This window comes from Flavobacterium sp. B167r, assembly GCF_056824315.1.
The window spans coordinates 4,661,499-4,681,929 of the sequence record NZ_CP124859.1 but is presented as its reverse complement, the minus strand read 5'-3'; the positions used below and the strand labels follow the sequence as shown (position 1 = coordinate 4,681,929).

At 35.3% G+C, this 20,431-nt stretch carries 14 protein-coding genes; 9 read left to right on the top strand and 5 right to left on the bottom strand.

Translation table 11 applies throughout. The annotated features are described in order from the left end of the window. Window positions 1-60 precede the first annotated feature (60 nt). From QLQ96_RS20440 to QLQ96_RS20430, 3 genes are read left to right on the top strand one after another with little or no spacing between them, the layout of a single operon-like run. Window positions 61-972, top strand: coding sequence for a PorP/SprF family type IX secretion system membrane protein (locus QLQ96_RS20440; protein ID WP_482492943.1), 912 nt, complete (start codon window positions 61-63; stop codon window positions 970-972). A gap of 16 nt (window positions 973-988) precedes the next feature. Continuing rightward, window positions 989-2,920: an OmpA family protein gene (locus QLQ96_RS20435; RefSeq protein ID WP_482492942.1), complete on the top strand. Its 1,932-nt coding sequence runs from the start codon at window positions 989-991 to the stop codon at window positions 2,918-2,920. Window positions 2,921-2,968: 48 nt separating this feature from the next. After that, window positions 2,969-3,607 (top strand): response regulator, encoded by a 639-nt coding sequence (locus QLQ96_RS20430; RefSeq protein ID WP_482492940.1) that lies wholly within the window; start codon window positions 2,969-2,971, stop codon window positions 3,605-3,607. A 718-nt stretch (window positions 3,608-4,325) separates the two neighbouring features. On the opposite strand, the gene QLQ96_RS20425 is transcribed toward QLQ96_RS20430, so the two are convergent. After that, on the bottom strand, window positions 4,326-5,984 hold the full coding sequence (locus QLQ96_RS20425) for a tail fiber domain-containing protein (RefSeq protein ID WP_482492938.1): 1,659 nt from the start codon (window positions 5,982-5,984) through the stop codon (window positions 4,326-4,328). A gap of 294 nt (window positions 5,985-6,278) precedes the next feature. Further along, window positions 6,279-8,867, bottom strand: coding sequence for a tail fiber domain-containing protein (locus QLQ96_RS20420; protein ID WP_482492936.1), 2,589 nt, complete (start codon window positions 8,865-8,867; stop codon window positions 6,279-6,281). Window positions 8,868-9,382: 515 nt separating this feature from the next. On the opposite strand from QLQ96_RS20420, the gene QLQ96_RS20415 reads away from it, so the two are divergent. Next, on the top strand, window positions 9,383-11,629 hold the full coding sequence (locus QLQ96_RS20415) for a DUF6055 domain-containing protein (RefSeq protein ID WP_482492935.1): 2,247 nt from the start codon (window positions 9,383-9,385) through the stop codon (window positions 11,627-11,629). A 163-nt stretch (window positions 11,630-11,792) separates the two neighbouring features. Here the strand turns inward: QLQ96_RS20415 and QLQ96_RS20410 are convergent, their stop codons facing one another. Continuing rightward, window positions 11,793-12,254, bottom strand: a complete 462-nt coding sequence (locus QLQ96_RS20410; protein WP_482492933.1) for an Lrp/AsnC family transcriptional regulator — start codon at window positions 12,252-12,254, stop codon at window positions 11,793-11,795. 225 nt (window positions 12,255-12,479) lie between these two features. Between QLQ96_RS20410 and QLQ96_RS20405 the strand changes: the two genes are divergently transcribed. Then, window positions 12,480-13,472 carry a bile acid:sodium symporter family protein gene (locus QLQ96_RS20405; protein ID WP_482492931.1) on the top strand — a complete coding sequence of 331 codons (993 nt, stop codon included), beginning with the start codon at window positions 12,480-12,482 and terminating at the stop codon, window positions 13,470-13,472. A 292-nt stretch (window positions 13,473-13,764) separates the two neighbouring features. Then, complete coding sequence (locus QLQ96_RS20400) at window positions 13,765-14,481, top strand: hypothetical protein (protein WP_482492930.1); 717 nt, start codon at window positions 13,765-13,767, stop codon at window positions 14,479-14,481. A gap of 142 nt (window positions 14,482-14,623) precedes the next feature. Here the strand turns inward: QLQ96_RS20400 and QLQ96_RS20395 are convergent, their stop codons facing one another. Continuing rightward, window positions 14,624-15,652, bottom strand: a complete 1,029-nt coding sequence (locus tag QLQ96_RS20395) for a methionine synthase (RefSeq protein WP_482492928.1) — start codon at window positions 15,650-15,652, stop codon at window positions 14,624-14,626. 29 nt (window positions 15,653-15,681) lie between these two features. Next, entirely contained in the window at window positions 15,682-16,686 is a 1,005-nt protein-coding gene (locus QLQ96_RS20390; RefSeq protein WP_482492927.1) for a DUF1852 domain-containing protein, read from the bottom strand. 537 nt (window positions 16,687-17,223) lie between these two features. Here QLQ96_RS20390 and QLQ96_RS20385 point away from each other — a divergent pair. The 3 genes from QLQ96_RS20385 (at window position 17,224) to QLQ96_RS20375 (ending at window position 20,228) form a co-directional block, all read left to right on the top strand. Further along, window positions 17,224-18,129 carry a LytR/AlgR family response regulator transcription factor gene (locus QLQ96_RS20385; RefSeq protein WP_482492925.1) on the top strand — a complete coding sequence of 302 codons (906 nt, stop codon included), beginning with the start codon at window positions 17,224-17,226 and terminating at the stop codon, window positions 18,127-18,129. 102 nt (window positions 18,130-18,231) lie between these two features. Then, a complete protein-coding gene (locus tag QLQ96_RS20380; protein WP_482492924.1) occupies window positions 18,232-19,386 on the top strand; it encodes an acyltransferase family protein in 1,155 nt (384 codons plus the stop codon). 263 nt (window positions 19,387-19,649) lie between these two features. Next, window positions 19,650-20,228 (top strand): hypothetical protein, encoded by a 579-nt coding sequence (locus tag QLQ96_RS20375; RefSeq protein WP_482492922.1) that lies wholly within the window; start codon window positions 19,650-19,652, stop codon window positions 20,226-20,228. Window positions 20,229-20,431: the final 203 nt, after the last annotated feature.

The following is a 20,431-nucleotide window of genomic DNA, read 5'->3' as shown; positions in this document are numbered from 1 at the left end:
CACTGGAGTTAATAAAGGCTCCAGTGGGATATTAAACAATAAAAAATAAATAATTGAGAGATGAAAAATGTTTTTTTAATAACCCTATTGTTTTTTGCGAGTGTAGGCATGTTTGCGCAACAAGACTCACAGTATACACAGTATATGTACAATACAGCAAATGTTAATCCGGCTTATGCGGGAAGCAGAGGGGTTTTGAGCGTGTTTGGATTACATCGAACACAATGGGTAGGATTAGAAGGAGCTCCAGTTACCAATACATTTGCGTTAAGTTCGCCTTTAGGATATTCAGGATTAGGAGCAGGTGTGTCTTTTGTAAGCGATCGTATAGGACCTACAAATACTAATAATATTTCGGCTGACCTTTCGTATTCAATTCCAGTTTCGACTTTTTATGATTTGTCTTTTGGATTGAAAGGAACAGCAAACCTTTTTAGTCTAGACACAGAAAAGCTAAATATTTTTGATGGTTCAGATGGAAATCTTGCGACTGTAAAAAATGAGTTTAGCCCTAATATAGGAGCAGGGATTTATCTTCATTCTGACAAAACTTATGTTGGAATATCAGTGCCTTCTTTTTTGCAGACATCTAGATACAAAGATAACGAGCGTGTAGTTTACATGGATAAGATGCACTTTTACTTAATAGGAGGACATGTATTTGATTTAAGCCCTTCTGTACAATTCAAACCTGCCTTTTTATTAAAAGGAACCGAAGGAGCGCCTTTACAGTTGGATGTATCAGGAAATTTTATGTTTAATGAAAAGTTTGTGGTAGGAGGATCTTGGAGATGGGGTGCAGCTGTGAGTGCAATGGCAGGTTTTCAAATAACAAGAGGAATGTATATTGGATATGGATATGATAGAGAAACTACAAAGCTTACACATTACAACTCAGGATCGCATGAAATATTCTTGAGATTTGAATTTGTAAAACGAGGTAGTAGTATCGTATCACCAAGATTTTTCTAAATAGTATATTAATGATATGAAAAATACAATAAAATATTTATCAGCAGCAGTTTTATTCTCTTGTGTTTCGTATGGCCAGAAAGGTGAAGTGATTAAGGGAAACAAAGAGTATGAAAAATGTGCTTACGTAGATGCTGTGAAGGTTTATGAGAAGGTATTTGAAAAGGGCCATAAATCAGCAGATATGCTGGGAAAATTAGGTAATGCCTATTATTTTCAAGCCGATTATGCAAATGCATTGAAATGGTATGAGCAACTTTTTTTAATGCCTGACAATAAGGAAGCGGAGTATTATTACCGTTATGCTCAATCACTCAAAGCAACAGGAAATTATGCCAAGGCAGACGATATGCTCAAGGAGTTTTACAAAATGGATAAAACTGATAATAGAGCACTTTTAGCTGAAGAACAAAAGAATTATCTAGATGTAATCAATAAAAATTCGGGTAGTTATGCTGTTGCAAATGCTGGTATTAATTCTGATAAATCAGATTATGGAAGTGCTTTTTTAGGAAACAGTCTTGTCTTTGCTTCAGCGAGAGATGTAAGCCAAGTAAATCCTTGGAATGGTGGGTATTGTACTGATTTGTATTCGGCAGAGTTGAAGCTAGACGGTACATTAGGAGAACCATCCAAATTTGGTGGCAAATTGAATACAATGTATAATGAGTCTACACCAGTGTTTACCAAAGATGGTAAAACGGTATACTTTACTCGTAACAACTTTAACGACGGAAAAAAAAGAGCCAATAAAAATAATATTACCCTTTTGAAGCTTTATAAAGCCACTAAAGACGGAAACGATTGGAAAGATATCAAAGAATTGCCATTCAATAGTGATGACTACAGTGTGGCGCATCCGGCACTAAGCCCTGATGGGAAGACTCTGTATTTTGTTTCTGATATGCCTGGAACTTGGGGAGGTTCTGATATTTTTAAAGTAAGCATAAGAGGAAATGACAGCTATGGTACTCCTGTGAATTTGGGTCCAAGCATCAATACCAAAGGGAAAGAAAGTTTTCCTTATGTAACAGATGAAAATGAAATTTATTTTGCATCAGACGGATATCCAGGATTAGGCGGATTAGATATTTTTGTTGGGAAAATTGATAAGAATGGTGCTATAAGTAATATTCAAAATGTAGGATCTGATATCAATTCTCCTCAAGACGATTTTGCTTATATTATTAATACAAAAACGAAAAGCGGGTATTTTAGTTCAAATAGAACTCAAAGTAATGGTTCAGATGATATTTTTTCTTTTAAAGAAGCTAAATGTGAACTGGAATTAAACGGAGTGATTACTGATGCACAAACTAAAAATGTTTTACCTGAAGCTCAAGTTACTTTGTTTGATTCTGAAATGAAGCCTGTAAATACAATGATTGCTGATGCTTCAGGAAGGTATTCATTTATAGTAAAATGCAGTAAAGCCTACTTTGTGAGGGCAGAAAAGCAAAATTACAGCACTCAAGAAGTTTCTGTCACTATTAATGAAACTAGTGGAAAAGCAAGTTTGACGTTGTCGTTTGCATTAGAAAAAACAATTTTCAAGGTAAAGGTTGGGGATGATTTAGCGAAAAGTTTTAGTATAAAAAATATTTATTTTGACGTGGCTAAATCGGATATTACGCCGAAAGCAATTTTAGATTTAGAGAAAATTTTGAGCGCTTTGGAAGATAACCCGACTATGAAATTGGATATTCGTTCGCATACCGATTGTAGGGGATCAAAAACTTACAATTTGCAATTGTCTGACAGAAGAGCCAAATCGACTATACAATGGCTGATAAAACAAGGCATTAGCAAAGATAGACTTACAGGTAGAGGCTATGGAGAGTCGCAATTGTTAAATAATTGTAATTGTGAAGGAAAAATAATTTCAACATGTTCTGATGAAGAACATCAAGAGAATAGAAGATCAGAATTTATTATTACTCAAATGTAAAAATAGAAATTCAAGATCAGATGTTTCGAATAATTTAATTTTAAAGATATGGCACTTACTTTTCTTGTTGCAGATGATCATAGCATGATTCGTCAGGGAGTTGCTCTATTGTTAAAAGAAACCTATCCGTCTGCGAAAATATTGCAGACGGCTACGTTTTTGAATATCTTAAAACTTGTAAATCAGGAAAAAATAGATTTGCTTTTCTTAGATATTAATTTCCCTGATGGAAAAAGTTTGAGTATAATACCAACCATAAAGAAGATTCAGGCAGATATTAAGATTATGATTTTCTCAGGTTATGATGAAGAAATTTATGCTGTACGTTATCTGAATGCTGGTGTAAATGGCTATTTGAACAAATTAAGCACTGAAGAGACAATTAAATTAGCTGTCGATGCTGTGCTTACAAATGGAAAGTATATTAGTAAAAACATTCAGGATAAAATAATGGATTCTTATATTTTTGGGAAACCAGTAAATCCGCTTGAACAATTGTCAAATAAAGAAATTGAATTTGCTAAATTACTGGTAGAAGGTGCCGGCAATGATTTAATTGCGGATCTGCTTAATATCAAGAAAACGACAGTGAGTAGCTATAAAAACAGAATTTTCGAGAAATTAGAAATTGATAATTTGTCTAAGTTAATCAATATTTTTAACCTCTATTATTTTAAAAATTCTTAGAAAATAGAGCATTACCGATTAACTAAATGCAAAAAAAATAAGATTGCCAAACTTCCTAATGCGTATTCTAAAAACAAAAAACAGGAAGAAATTTTAATGTTCATATTGGAGAAAGGGGCTAACTTTTTAATTAAGGTTAGCCCTTTTTATTTGTTGAGAATCAATAACAAAAAAATAGGAGAGAGCTTTGATATACTATTTGCTGTAATTTTGAAGAACGGAAATTTATAAATAGAATTCCATTTGACAGAATGGGATTTTTTTATTGTGGAGATTTGCTTCGCCTTGTTGGCTATCGCCTGGGTTTACTTCGTTAGAAATGACAAACTGGGTGGTTACTTTGCGTGGGCTTCGACTTCGCTCAGCCTGACAAAGATTGGGTATTTTGATAACTGATGTTACTTGCAGAGATTTGCTTCGCCTGTTGGCTATCGTTCGGATCTTCTCTGGCGAAATGACAAACTGGGGGGGTACTTTGCGTGGGCTTCGACTTCGCTCAGCCTGACAAAGATTGGGTATTTTGATAACTGATGTCACTTGCAGAGATTTGCTTCGCCTGTTGGCTATCGTTCGGATCTTTTCTGGCGAAATGACAAACTGGGTGGTTACTTTGCGGGGGCTTCGACTTCGCTCAGCCTGACAAGATTGTGCCTTACAATATTGCACAAAAAAAAGCTGCTCCATTAAGAGTAGCTTTTTTTAACTATTTTATAAAATACTATTTTGATTTTAGCATTAGCATTTCTTTTTTCAAAGCATCAATTTGTGATTGTTGCTCTTTTTTTAATGTCTCGATTTCTGTTTGTTGCTCTTGTACCGCTTTTGTAAGAATAGAGATAAGGTCATTGTAGCGAACACTATATCTGTCTGCGTTTTCATCGTACGAAATCATACCAGTTTTATCAAGCTTCACACCGTTTTTCTCCAACGTTGCCATTATTTCTTGGGCAATAAAACCATATTCATTTTTGCTATTCACTCCGTTGCCGTCATCGGTAAAACGGTTATATACAACAGGTTTTAATTGCTTTACAAAATCAAGTCCCAATGGATTATTTTTTACATTTGTTTTTAATCTTGCATCGGATGTTACAGTCCATGGTATCTGAATACCTGCATATTCCATAAATGTGTTACCTATCCTGATCTGGTTATTACCTGTATTATTTGGAACATCACAATTATTACCGATAAGTATATTATTGTTGCCTGTAGTTAATCTTTGACCAGCACTATTTCCGAGAGCCAAATTATTGCTTCCTGTAGTATTAGCATGAAGCGCAATGTCACCTAGTGCTACATTACGTGAGCCAGTTGTTGTACTTAAAAGCGCCTGATAACCCACAGCTGTATTCAAATCACCCGTGCTATTGACAAGTGCTTGATGTCCTATTGCAGTGCTGCCAATTGCTATTGTATTTTTCTGAAGCGCACCATTACCAAATGCTACATTAAACAATCCTGTTGTATTTGACTCAAGCGTATTAACTCCCATTGCTACATTATCATGTCCTGTATTGTTTAACGTAAGTGCACTTATCCCTATTGCTGAATTATAAGAACCAGTAGTATTATTCACTAGGGAATTTACCCCCATTGAAGAATTATAACTACCAGTTAGATTGTTCGCAAGGGCACCAGTACCTACTGCTGTATTCCAAGAACCGCCATTGTTCGCTGCAAGCGCGTCAGAGCCTAATCCTGTATTATAATCAGATGTTCTGTTTTCTTGAAGTGCTCTGATGCCTATTGCTGTATTCTTTTTTCCTGTTGTATTTGACGCAAGCGCATTGGCACCCAAGGCTGAATTCTGATTTCCACTAGTGTTTAACCTAAGTGAATTGTAACCTACTACGGTATTATCTGCTACTTGTCCTCCTCCTAAACCAATAGTAACACCATTAATCAAGGCATCTTTACTTACGTCTAATTGTGCCTGAGGGTTGTTATTTCCAATACCGATTTTTCCCATTTGGTAAATATCTTGAGTATTGGCTGTTGCACCTGTTTGAGTTGCTACATCATACCAAGGTTCGCCACTAGCAGTTCCGCCTTCGGTTGCGACACGAACCCATTTCGTACCATCATAAAAATATTCTCCTGGAGTAACTGCTGTATTGCCGCTTCCGGCTGTAGCGATATTATAAACTTTCATACCAGATAATACCGTACCTATAAGTGGCGCAACATTATTGGTCGCAACTAAAGAAACTCTTGGCAATAATAAACCTTTGGTGTTGGTATTATTATTTGCATTCAAATCTAATTGTGCATTTTTTTGAGGATTGTTTGTTGGCATTCCAACTTGTGCATATGCGCTACCTGCTCCTAGAACTAAAAGTACCGCCATTGTAGCAAAATTTCTTTTCTTTTTCATTACTTTTTTATTTAAACCCTTTGAGAGGAGTATTCGCGATGCAAAAGTAAATTGGCACATTGTAACAAATTGTAGTATAATGGCTTGAATTAATGTAGTTTAAGAACTACAGCCATATTTTTGTGTCTTTGGACTTAGATTAGAAAAGTTATTTTTTACACATCTTCTCAAATGACAAAACTGCGAGGAAAATGCAGAATAGATTCTCTTTACAGAGTTACTTACTACAATAAAAACGCAAAAAAAAAGCCACTCTATAATAAGAGCAGCTTTTTTCAACTATTTTATAAAATACTATTTTGATTTCAACATTTCGATATCTTTTTTAAGTCTATCAATTTGTGACTGTTGATTGTTTTTTAATTCCTCAATTTGTGATTGTTGAGATTTTTTCAATGACTGAATTTCCGATTTTTGATCTTCAATTTGTGCTTGTTGATCTTGCATACCTTTAACCAATACTGGTATCAGTTTTGCATAGTCTACAGCCCATGGATTGGTTTTCGCATCATCTCCTCCAACTTTTACCGCAGCAGGAATAACTTTGTAAAGGTCTTGTGCCATTACACCTGTGTTAAGCGTTTTTTCAGCATCTGTTTTATAGTTATAGTCAAAAATGCCAATTTTCATTACATCAGAAAGACCATAGTGAGTGTTTACAATGTTTTCTTTCAAACGTTTGTCACTTACAGAAATAACTGCCGTAGCTCCGCCACTATATGCGATTCCTCCAACGCTATTTCCTCCTACTCTAAAATCAAGAAAGTATGCTGCCCATCCTTGGTTAGTAATGCCTGCTGGCTTAGAAAGCAATAAGTTTTGAAGTGTACTTTGAATACCTACTTGACCTCCAGATATATAAGTTCCGTTTTCAGGTGCTGTACCAATAACAACATTAGGAGAAACAGGATTACCTGATGCACTTACACCAATATCGCCTTTTACCTGTAATTTATTCCCTATGTTAATTGTCCCAATACCAATATTACCTTCTCCAGCAACATTAGTCATACCAGTACCATAGATAAGATTACCAATACTCATTTGATTATCGCCATCTACAGGAGTATTAGTATATCTGCCAATGCAAATATTATTATTTCCTTTACCACCACCACTTTCATCTCCAATAGCTATGTTATTACTCCCAGTCACCACTCTATTTAAGGCAAGAGAACCTATTGCGATATTATTAGATCCCGTTTTATTTGAAAAAAGAGAATTTTGACCTAATGCTATATTTCCACCACCTTCAGTGTTAAAACTGAGTGCGTTATTACCAACTCCTACATTTCCAGATCCCCCCACGTTACTGTAAAGCACACTGCTACCTAGCGCTATATTAGCACTTCCGCTCAAATTAGAAGCTAATGCCTGTATTCCTGCTGCTAAATTATTAGCACCTGTAGTATTTAACATTAGTGACTGGTGGCCAATAGCTGTATTAGAACCTCCTGTTGTATTATTCTGAAGTGCTAGGGAACCTACTGCTGTATTACCAGATTTGGTAGTATTACTAGCAAGTGCTTTGTAGCCTATTGCTGTATTATCATTTGCTGTTGTGTTATTTATAAGCGCACTGACACCAAATGCTGAATTATTATTACCTGTGGTGTTTGCATTTAGCGCACTAACACCCATTGCTGAATTATCATGCCCTGTGGTGTTTGTATTAAGCGCATTAACGCCCATTGATGTATTGTAACTTCCAGTTGTAGTATTGGCAAGTGAACCCGTACCCACTGCTGAATTCCAAGTCCCTGTTGTATTTGCTGCAAGTGCAGAAGCACCAATCGCTGTATTATAATCGGCTGTTGTATTTGCTTGAAGCGCTCTGATACCTACTGCTGTATTCTTATTTCCAGTTAAGTTTTTTTGAAGCGCATTTGAACCCATTGCAACATTTTCATTTCCTGTTGTGTTAAACAGAAGTGCATTTACACCCAGTGCTGCATTATCATTTCCTTCTGTGTTAGACCGAAGTGCACTGACACCAACAGATGTATTCTGACTCCCTGTAATGTTTGAAGACAGAGCAGAATCGCCAATTCCTGTATTAAAACTAGCAGTGGTGTTTGCCAAAAGTGAATTATATCCTAATGCTGTATTATTGTTTCCTGTAGTGTTTGCTTTAAGTGCATCGACACCCATTGCTGAGTTTTGGTTTCCGTGTGTGTTTGAGCGCAGAGAGCCTGACCCCATTGCAGAATTCATACTCCCTCCCATGTTTAATGAAAGTGCATTGCTACCCAATGCAGAATTCTGATATCCTGAATTATTATTTTGAAGCGAACCAATCCCAACTGCAGTATTATAAGTTCCTGTAGAATTGTTCCTTAGCACAGAAGAACCAACAGCGGTATTAGTACTTCCTTGTCCACCAGCCAAACCAATAGTAAGACCATTAATCAATGCATCTTTACTTACCTCTAATTGTGCTCTAGGTGTTGCTGTACCTATACCTACTTTCCCTATTTGGTAAATATCTTGAGTATTGGCTGTTGCACCTGCTTGAGTTGCTACATCGTACCAAGGTTCGGCACCGCTCGCGCCACTACCTTCGCTTGCAATTCGCACCCATTTTGTACCATCGTAGTAATATTCTCCTGGTGTTACGGCGGTCGCGCCAGATCCGGCTGTAGCAAGATTGTACACTTTCATACCAGACAGAACAGTTCCTATAAGCGGCGCTACATTATCGGTAGCAACCAAAGAAACTCTTGGCAGTAATAAACCTTTATTGTTTTGACTATTGGCACCATTCAAATCTAATTGTGCATTTCTTTGAGGATTGTTGGTTGGCATTCCAACTTGCGCGTAGGCGCTTCCCATACCTAAAGCAAGCAGTAAAGTGACTGCTCCTAAAATTTTCTTTGTTTCCATTAATTCTGTGTTTAAACTATTATTAAAATCTAGAAAGGATTATAATTTTATGAGGAGCAAAATTATAAGGACAGCCTTGGTTGAAACGTAGAACGCTATACTCAATATATGTAGATTAAGTACTACAGTGAAGTAAAATGTGTTTTTGATGGAGTGGAGCTAGACAGTAAGATAATGCAGATTTCTACACTATGTATATTCAGAACGCTTTGGATAAAAAAACGAGCAGAAATTTATTTAACATTTGTTAAGAAAGTTGTTTTTAGGGATAAACATTTGAAAAACATTGAACTTTTTCAAACTTTATAAAAATAATTAGGTGCAGATTTGTACTGTTATTCTTAGTTATTATAAATGAAGAGAGATTGTGCTGTATGATTATCAGACCTATTTTGTAAGAACCCAGTTCTGCCATGTTAAGGCAATGGTCAATTTAGGATATTCATATTTTCACGTTGCATGGGTGGTTTTAAGTCATAAGAATAAATGCTCCTGAACCCTAAATCAATTATTATATGAAAACACTTTTTTTACAAGTTGTTCTTTTTCTCTGCAGTTACACTGCAATTTCACAGAAGACTTTATTCACGCCTACAGAATGGAGTAATCCCAGCAATGAATTTTACAATAAGATCTCCAACGACAGAAGATATGAGTCTACAAATTTCGTTTTGTATTGGGGAGATAAGGTAGGCACGAATCCGGCAGGATATGCAGATGCAACATTACGTTTTACTCCCAAGGCGGTTGCAGATACCCTTGAGCGTAGTTTTAAGCGCTATATTACAGATTTGAAATTTGTGAGCAATGCGCCTACAACTAATGTAGGAAAGTACAAAATCATCATCATGGTGATGAATACCTGGAATTCTACCGATGACAGGCTTACAGCTTTTGCGCATGCCAGTTCTTTTAGCAATACCATAGGAGCGATGTTTGTACACCCACAGGCAACGCGAGACGGAGGTGCTTTATCGCATGAATTTGCACATACGCTGCAGATGATGATGAGGATTCAGGAAAATCCGGGCAACGGAACTGCATTCGCAGGCTATGATTGGGCTGGTCCGTTTTTTGAAGGACATGCCAATTTTATGCGAGCTCAGGTTTATCCGCAATGGGCAGAAATTGATGGAACGCTTACCAGATGGATACAAACAAGACAGTTTATGTGGTCTTCTAATCGACATCACTATACTAATTTTCATTTGATGTATTATGTGCAGGAAAAGGATGGTTTTGATTTTACCAGAAGAATGTGGGCAGAATCAAAAAATGAGGAACATCCTCTGGAAACAATAAAAAGGCTAAAAGGATTTACACAAGAACAGCTTAATGATTATCTATGGGGCTACGCTCAGCGTCAGCCTGCTTTTGATTATCCGATTCAATGGAATTCGCAAATAAATGCTGCTAGTAATTTTGGCAAGAAAATCAGGGAAACACATAAATTTATTCAAAACAATATGCCTCGTTACACCAGCAGACAGTACACGCTTCTGACTAAAGTAGCTGGAACAAATGATCAGTTTTATACCAATAATGACTGGGTGCCTCAGGATTACGGAATGAATATCATTCCTTTGTACCCAACTTGTTCGGGGACAGAAAAAAAAGTTACCATTAAATTTAAAGGACATGCTGAGGTAAATCCAACTCAGGCTGGCTGGAGATATGGTTTTGTGACTACAAAATCTGACGGGACAGTATCTCGTTACAGTCCAATGTATAAAACGGATGGGGAAGCATCATTTACCTTAAATACAGCTTCTGAAACAGGCATTTTTTTAGTAGTTTTTTCTGCTCCAAAAACACACGTAAATTACAATATGGATGTTGGTTATCCGAAACAAAGAAGATATCCGTATGAACTTAAAATTGCCAATGCAAATCCTGAAGGTTATCAGCCGGCAGCCGACTTTAGAAAGTTTCTTAAAACTAACGGCCGTATACATGCAAATGGGGGAGGATGGATTTCTAATAACGCCAATGTTGCATCATCTGTTTTTGTTGGGCCTTATGCAATTGTTAGAGGCGGTACCATTTCTGGAAATGCGCGCATAGAAGGATATGCAATGGTTGAGGGTGGCAATATCAGCGGTAATGCAATTGTTAGAGATAACGCATGCATTTATAATGCAACTTTATCAGGTAGTGCCCTTTTGGAAGGTAATGCCTGGATGGAAGGCGGTTCTGTAGCCAATACCGCAAACATAAAAGGAAATGCCATGCTGTTTGCAGGAAACTTTGGAGGTTCAGTTGTGGTTGGAGGTGACGCAGAAATAGGCAGCTGTTCTACTGCCGGAGTTTATCTGCAGTTTCCTTATTGGAGAAATGGAAGAACAGAATGCGATGGAAAAGGTGCCTCAGATGTCTCTAATACAGATATTAATGCCGCTTTTACCAACTTCTCTGCAGCATCAATGGCATTTAGTACAACGCCGACATGTACAGTTCCAACGCTTTCCGCTAAAAAGACAATTCAGGAGTCTGCTGAAGAATCTGCTGATGTCAGTCTGAGCATTTTTCCAAATCCAACAGGAGGAGACTTAACAGTATCTTTTATGCAGACAGAGCAGCAGAAAGTTATTATTTCGTTGTTTGATGTCAATGGACGAAAAATCGATACAATTTGCGATAAGATTTTTGAAGTGGGAAGAATCGATGTGTCTTACAATTGCAGTGCTTTGCTTCCAGGCATTTACATGGTACGCATTCAGACCGGAAACGATTTTGTAACCAGATCTATTATCAAAAAGTGATAAGAATAAACAGGTATAAATTGATTTCAAAAATTTAATTTAGCCCTAAAATACTAAAAGCCTGATTGTTTTAAATCAGGCTTTTTTTGTTTGAATAAATTTAATTTATAAAGTATTTCTTTTTTGAAATTTTTTATGATTGTGATGTATGAAATCTACTTTCTTAGACTGTAATATTATGCAGATTTTTGATCTCCGACATCACAAAAGTGCTCTGCGTGCTACCAATACTTTCAACGGATCCTAATTTATTAAAGACAAAATTCTGATAATGTTTCATATCCTTGGCGAAGACCTTAAGGATAAAATCATAATCTCCAGAAATGTTATAACATTCGACTACTTCATCGATTTCCATAATATCCTTTACAAAGCTATTTCCGATATTGCGGTCATGCTGTTTGAGTTTGATGTTGCAAAAAACGGTAAATCCATGCCCAAATTTTTCATGGTCAATTAAGGCGATGTATTTTTTGATGTAGCCATTATTTTCCAGCTTTTTTACACGCTGTAGCACAGGAGTTGGTGACAGGTTTACCTGCGCAGCAAGTTCCTTTATGGTATAGCTAGAATTGTTTCCTAGTATCTTCAGCAAAAGCAGATCGGTAGTATCGAGTTCTTCCATAGCAAAAAAATCTTTTTAAGTTTCAAAAATACATTTTAAAAAGTATATAAAACTTGTTTTATGTAATAAAATAGCTGAATTCTCTTAACTGATAGCATTGATTAGCTTTTTTGGTTCTATAAGATAATTTTGCATAGAGAATTAAGCTGAAAACATATAAATAAATGATCCAATTATTCTACTGCTAAAGCGGGGCGATAAATGGAGGAATAAATTAAGAAGACATTGGAGAAGTTATTAAAAGTATTAAGTAAAGCAGGTTTAGACGGTTTCCTGTTAATGATCGCCACCATGATTTTGCTGGCTTATTTTTTGCCGGAGCCAGGCATGATCAAAGAACCTATTTCTTTGGAAGAGATTGCCAATTTAGGCGTGTCGTTTATTTTCTTTTTTTATGGACTTAGGCTGAGTGTTGAGAAACTAAAAGCTGGGCTTGCCAACTGGAAAATGCACATTGTCGTACAGTTAACAACCTTTTTGTTTTTTCCGCTCATCGTTTTGGCATTTCGCCCTTTGTTTGTCAACAACGGTTTCGAGCTGCTTTGGCTAGGTGTATTTTTTTTAGCGGCTTTACCCTCTACAGTTTCATCTTCTGTAGTTATGGTTTCCATTGCTAGAGGTAACATTTCTGCGGCCATTTTCAATGCGAGTATTTCCAGTTTGATCGGAGTAGTGGTAACGCCACTTTGGGTTGGACTGTTCATCGCTTCTGCAACAGGTGATTTTGATGTTACTGATATTTTTATAAAGCTGATTCTTCAAGTCTTATTGCCTGTCATCATTGGTATTAGCCTTAACTCCCGTTTTGGCGCCATTGCAGAAAAGTATAAAAAACAGCTCAAATATTTCGATCAGGGAATTATCCTCAGCATCATTTACACGTCGTTTTGCAAGTCATTCTCCGAACATCTTTTTGATGGCTTCACCGTCCTTGAACTTGCGGGACTTGCCGTAGGAATGATGGTCTTGTTTTTTGCTGTGTTCTTTTGTGTCGGACTACTAAGCCGTTTGTTTGGCTTTTCAGTTGAAGATCGAATTACGGTCTTATTTTGCGGATCTAAAAAGTCATTGGTACACGGAACTGTTATGTCTAAAGTACTCTTTCAGCACAGTACAATCACTGGCATCGTATTATTGCCACTCATGCTTTACCATGCTTTTCAATTGATTGCCGCGAGCATCATCGCTCAGCGTATGGCTAGACGAAAAGAAATGTAATTTTATTTATGTTCGGTGGCTCTTTATTTTTTTGGGAAAGAACTAAATGCCAGTTAAAAAATTTTTGATTGTAGATTAACGATTTTTGATTTAAGATTTTACGTAGATGAATAAAGAATATGCCGTTTTTGAGGCACACACATCTGAAATCAAAAATCGTTAATCAGAAATCTTCAATCAAATCATCATTTAATCCTTAACTTAATTGGGAAAGAACCCCAATGATTTTATGTCTGAATGATTTGGCAAATCCGAAAATAGGCTTAATTTTTAAAAAAAAATATATTTTAAAATGAACATATTAAAAAGCTTTTTGAAAAGATTATTTATAGTTAGTGTTCCTCTTTTAGGATTATATTATTATTCAGAAATTGCATTTGAAGCAAATAGACAAAAAGAGCACCCAACGGATGTAGGTTTAGGTATTGCATTTTTGTTATTCATTATTTTATTTTTTTTATTTTTAGGGTTTGTTGCAGATACAATTTTTAGGATTGTTAAAAAGGAACATAATACTGTATTGATTAATATAATATTTCTTTTGCCTTTTGTCTTTCTAATTTTATATGTCGCAATTTTATTTTTTGGTGGCCCTTTATACGAAATTGTAAATAATCTTAATGGTCACGAATTTGTATATTTAGTGATTATTTATTTAGTATTAATTTCTTTAGGATTTTTAATAGTCTATAAAATTTCCACAAAAAGAATTCTCATTTATTTAACTACACTTTCTTGTATTGCTGGTGGATATTTTTACAATATACATACTGTGGAAGCTCATTATGGAGTAAATAAGAAAATTTACTTTGACGGAGAAATTAATGATACTATTATGGCTTTTGGAAGAGATAATATGTCAGTATTAGCAGAAGGCCAAATAGAAAGAAAAACGTTGAATAGAGTATATATAAAGACAGATAATAAATCAGTTGAACTTAACGATTGGATAAAACCAATTGCTAAAAAATATTCAGATAGTATAAAATGTCAAATATATAAACACTAACGCTAACGCGGATTTGGGCAATCACCAAGAGATGGTGAGGGAGCAATAGTTTCTAAATTTATAGTCCGTAGAGTTTAGCTAAACTCTACGGACAGAGGAATCACAAGGATACCGTTTTCCAATTAATGCATTGGAATTGGAACTAAATTGAAAATTCTTTGCGGATAATTTCTGCTCCTGCGCTTAAAGCACTTAACTTGCCTCTTGCTACATTTCGAGACAAAGGAGCCATACCGCAGTTTGTGCTAGGGTAAAGATTTTCGATATCTACAAACTCAAGAGTTTTGCGTAGGGTATTAGCAACTTCTTCAGGTGTTTCGATAGTGTTCGTTGCCACATCAATTGCCCCAACCATTACTTTTTTACCGCGAACGAGTTCAATTAAATTAAAAGGTACTTTTGAGTTGTGGCATTCTAAAGACACAATATCAATATTAGATTTTTGAATTTTCGGGAAAATTTCTTCGTATTGACGCCACTCTGAGCCCAATGTCTTTTTCCAATCATTATTAGCTTGTATTCCATAACCGTAGCAAATATGCACCGCAGTTTGGCATTTTAAACCTTCAATGGCTCTTTCCAATGCTGCCATTCCCCAATCGTTAACTTCATCAAAGAACACATTAAAAGCAGGTTCATCAAATTGGATAATATCTACGCCTGCATCCTGCAGTTCTCTTGCTTCTTCATTTAGTGCTTTCGCAAATTCCCACGCCAATTTTTCTCGGCTTTGATAATGGTTATCGTACAACGTATCTACCATTGTCATTGGTCCTGGCAAAGCCCATTTTATAGGTTTATCAGTCAGTTTGCGTAAAAATTTAGCATCATCAACAAACACTGATTTTTGACGTGCAACCTGATCTACAACAACGGGAACACTTGCATCATAACGGTTACGAATTTTTACGATTTTACGATTTTCAAAATCTACACCGCTTAAATGCTCGATAAAAGTGGTTACGAAATGCTGGCGTGTCTGCTCGCCATCACTAATTATATCTACCCCTGCCAATTGCTGTTCATGCAAAGAAATGCGCAAAGCATCTTGTTTCCCTTCAATTAACTGATCTCCTTCTAATTTCCAAGGCGACCAAAGTTTTTCTGGTGGTGCAAGCCAAGCAGGTTTGGGTAAACTTCCAACAATTGAGGTTGGCAATGATTTCTTCATAATAAAAATAATTTAATGTGTTGTATTAATTAAAGACCAAAATTGGCAGACCACTCTTCTAAGACATTTTTGTAAGGCTTAATGAAATGTTCTTCTGCAAATTTACCTTGCTCAATTGCCAGCTGGCTGCGCTCTTCTCGGTCATAAATAACGCGAGTCAGTGAGTAATCTTCGTGTTTAAGACTAGGTTGATAAATTTTCCCAGCCACCGAATTTGCATTGTAAATTTCAGGGCGATAAATCTTCTGAAAAGTCTCCATTGTGCTGATTGAACTGATTAGTCCAAGATCAGTATAATCAGCAAGTAGATCTCCAGAATGATAAAAAGCCATCGGTGCAGCACTGTTTGGAGGCATGAAAAAACGAACTTTTAAGCCCATTTTAGAGAAATATTCATCAGTAATGGAATACTGATCCTGCAGATATTCAAAACCCAAAACCGGATGCTGATACTCAGTGCGAGTGTAAGTTTTATTGCTTGATACACTTAGACAAATGATCGGTGACATCTTAAAGTGCTCTTTATAAGTATCTGAACTTACAAAGCTCTTATAAAGTTTTCCGTGTAAATCGCCGAAATTTTCAGGAATACAAAAATTAGGTTTATTTTTATTGTGCTCGATCAATAAAATACTGAAATCATAATCGCGTACGTAAGAAGAAAAGTTATTCCCAGCAATACCTTCGATACGCTGGTTGGTTTTACGGTCAAAAATATTCGTTTTTAAAACTTCAATCAACGGCAGATTGCTAATGCCATTTTTATCATCAATACTCATCGTTACTGTAATGATTTCAAGTTCTACAAGGTAACGATCTGCTTTTTGATTATCCAAAGGAGCCAATGCATTAAATCGATTGTTAATCATATTTAAAGCATTACGTAAGTTTTGCTGTCGATTATCTCCTCTAGCCAGGTTTGCAAAATTGGTTGTCAGACGCGTTTCACTTGAGGGGTGGTAGTTTTCATCTAGACAAGTGCTCTTTAGCGTGAACACAAAATCATTCTTGATTGTATTCTGAGTATTTTCCATATTTCTTTCCGTTTATTCTTTAATCTTCAACTATGACCGCTTTTGTTTGATTTGGTTTTAGTGATTTTGTCTTGCAAATTTCAATATTAAAGATTAATAAATCAAATTATTGGTTTAAATAAGATAATTGCTCTTTTTTAATTCTAATTTTAAGTTAATTAAACTTTTTTGAAATACAGAAATGTAAGAAAACAGATAATTAATCTTTAAAGAACTTTGATATGATTGATTGAAACTGCTTAGAGCACTTAAAAAAGATGGTAGATTAACTGCTAAAGAGAATTTACTAATCTTAAAAATTCACTTCCTGCATTTGTTTATTAAAGAATTTAATGATTCAAAAAAGAAGGTTGGATAGAAAATACGCAGGTATTGAAAATGATGAAAAAGAATGGTTCGAATCCTGTTCCCGCTACTAGAAAATTTAAAAGCCTGAGAATTTAGATTCTCAGGCTTTTTTCCATGATTTAATCAAAATAATTCAAAAGCCATGAGTTTGTTATTTTTTGTATTTTTATTCCCAAATAAATCTTTAACATGCCATTCTACATCAACACAGAACATTTACGAAATGAAATTGAATATCCCCGTCGATATCAATCTCAAAATCTGGTAAAAAGTTCAGCCGTTGTTTTTCTCGTGATTTTACTATTTCTTTTAGCATTTAAACCATTTGGTGTTTATGATCCTGAACTAAGGATGCATTATTTCTTTATTTGTTTTTTACATGCCTTGGCTCCAGCTCTTATCCTGTTTGTTTATTTTAGAGCACTGAATTATTTCAGGCAAGTCAAAAATAAAATGCAATGGACTTTACTCAAAGAATATCTTTATATTGGATTTTTATTGATTTTTATTGGAATAACCAGCTTTTTAATGCGGGATTTGCTTTATACCAATTCCAACAACTGGTCGTGGAATTACCTTTTTGAAGAAATTAGAAATTGTCTTGTTGCTGGTGTCTTTTTTTATTTTTTTCTAAGATTATCCAGTTTTTATTTGGAGTCCAAAAAAGGATCTCCATTCATTCTTCAATTCATTCCGCTAGAAGGCGAACCCGAAAAAGCAGCTTTAAATTCAGATATTTTTATTAGCACACAAGTAAAACAAGATAATTTTAGCTTAAATATAGATCAGTTGCTTTTTGTAAAAGCTGATGGCAATTACATTGAGTTGACAAAATCAAATGATCGCCAAATTACCACAGAAGTAAAAAGGATTTCTTTAACTCAATTTGAAAATCAAATAATAGATTATCCACACTTTTTTAGATGCCACAGAACTTATTTAGTAAATATGTTTAAGGTTGAAAAAGTGTCTGGAAACTCACAAGGATATCTGCTTTCATTCAACGAAACTGATGTTAAGGTTCCAGTTTCAAGAAAGCAGGTTGATAGTTTCAATACTTACTACCAGAAGCTTCGCAGCAAATGCAGTGCTTAAGTTTGTTGTTCATCACAAAACCTAGTTATCAGTAACAACCCGTTACTTAACTATAGTTTCTTATTGTACGTTTGCCATCAATAACAAATAACCAAAATTATTATGACAACTTCAATTGCTTCCAAGAAACATGATTCCGGGTCTTCGAACAAACTTCTTTACATCGATAATATCAAAGTTCTTCTAACCATATTGGTTATACTTCACCACACTTTTATTGCTTATAGTTCTGCTGAAGGTTGGTACTATAATGAAGAAACCAGTCTTTTAGGAGTGCGTATTCTTACAACAGCATGTATTAGCATTAATCAATCTTTCTTTATGGGCTATTTCTTTCTATTGGCAGCCTATTTTACCAGCTCTTCCTATTCAAGAAAAGGAATCTCTAAATTCATTAAAGACAGGTTAATTCGACTGGGAACTCCAATACTATTCTACTCTTTCATTCTTACTCCATTTATGTGTTATTTGGTTTATTATTTTGGGAAGAAGCATCATATTACTTTCTTCGAATATCTAAGTGGCTATAACAGCTGGATCGACTTAGGCGTTACATGGTTCATAGCTGCTCTACTATTTTTTACATTGTTTTATGCAACAGCAAGAAAGATCTTCAAAATTACTTTTGATAAACCTATAGCCGTACCAAATTCTCGTTCTATACTATTATTTTCAATAGCTTTAGGAATTATTAGTTTTTTGGTTAGAATTATATTTCCTGTTGGATGGATTCTTAAACCGCTTGGATTTCAGCTAGGGCATTTCCCGCAATATATTGCCTTATTCATTGTTGGCTTATTGGCCTCAAAAAACAATTGGTTTGATCAACTTTCAGAAAAAACGGGTAAACAGCTCAAAAAATCGGTCTGGTTTTGCCTGTTATTTTTTCCTGTATTTTTTATTGTAAAATTCAAACTCAACACACCATCTTCTTGGTTTTCAGGAGGATTTAACTGGCAGGCACTGCTATATGCAGTATGGGAACAAATGATTGGCATTTCCATTCTGACAACGCTTTTAATTAAGGGAAAAAGAAACTGGAATAAAACGTCAGAACTGCTCACTAAAGCATCACGAAGCAGTTTTGCGGTTTACATCTTTCATCCATTAATTATAGTTGTTTTTACATTATGCGTCAGAAACTGGGATATTGATCCTGCAGTAAAACTTTTGGTCATGACCCCTTTAATAGTAGTATGCAGTTTTATATTTGGTTCGCTTGTTTTATTGATTCCAGGAGTAAAGAAAATCATTTAATATCCTTATTTAAGTGAATGAAATTCTAACTATAATTTATTAAGAACATTTAAATCTTCTGATAAATGGTTCGAGAATTGTAGCGTTGGGGCTAATCCATCAAAATTCCAAGAACGCCGGATTTTAAATTATGCTGATGGTTTTTGAAATAAAAAATCTATTTTTGAAAACATAAGAATACCGGCATCCGTCCCGCCTGTAGACCCAGCTTGGGGCAGATAAGCCGGACATTGCCAATATAAATTCCAGCTAAAAATAATTCTATGAGAAAAGCATTCTGTTGTATTTTGATATTGATTGCAGTAATTTCCTGTTCGGAAAAAAAAACGCACACCGAAAATACTGCAATTAAAAACAGCAAATCCGACACGATTTCTACATCAGCTGACAGCGGATCAGAAAACGATTCTGATTGCGTATTTGATGACAATTACAAAAAAATAACAGAGGAATGGCTCAACGAGCTTGAAATCAAAGAATATGTTTGGGATTCAAAAACCAACAAAGCCAAATTAGTCTACAATGACGACACTCTAACTGTATATAAAGGAGGATGCAACCATTTCATCAGTTCTGTAGAAATTAAAACAACAATTTACCCAAATAGAGAATCGGATACTTCTCTAATAAGAAAAATCAACGATATAGCATGCAAATTTAAATTTGACAATTATTGCCAAAAGCTCATTGAAGGCCGATTTAAAAAAAATGACAATGGCGATTCATCCTATTTTTTGGAGTTTGAAGATGATGATCCAGAAGATAATCTAATCTCTGAAGGCATAGAGATTTTAGAAAAAGAAAAAAGCACCATTATTAAAATATCAGAGTATTATAATTAACCCCTCGATTTTGGTAATGTGGTAGGTGTATTACCGATTAATTATTCCATCTAAACATTTACAGAAAATCAGAGATTTATAGTAATATCGCATAAAAATTAAGACGTCCTTCGAGCTGTTTTATATTTTATATTGTTTGTTATTTCTTTTGATTCCGGCATTATAAAGCGAGCGGAAAAGGTGCTGTAGCGTCTTTAAATAAT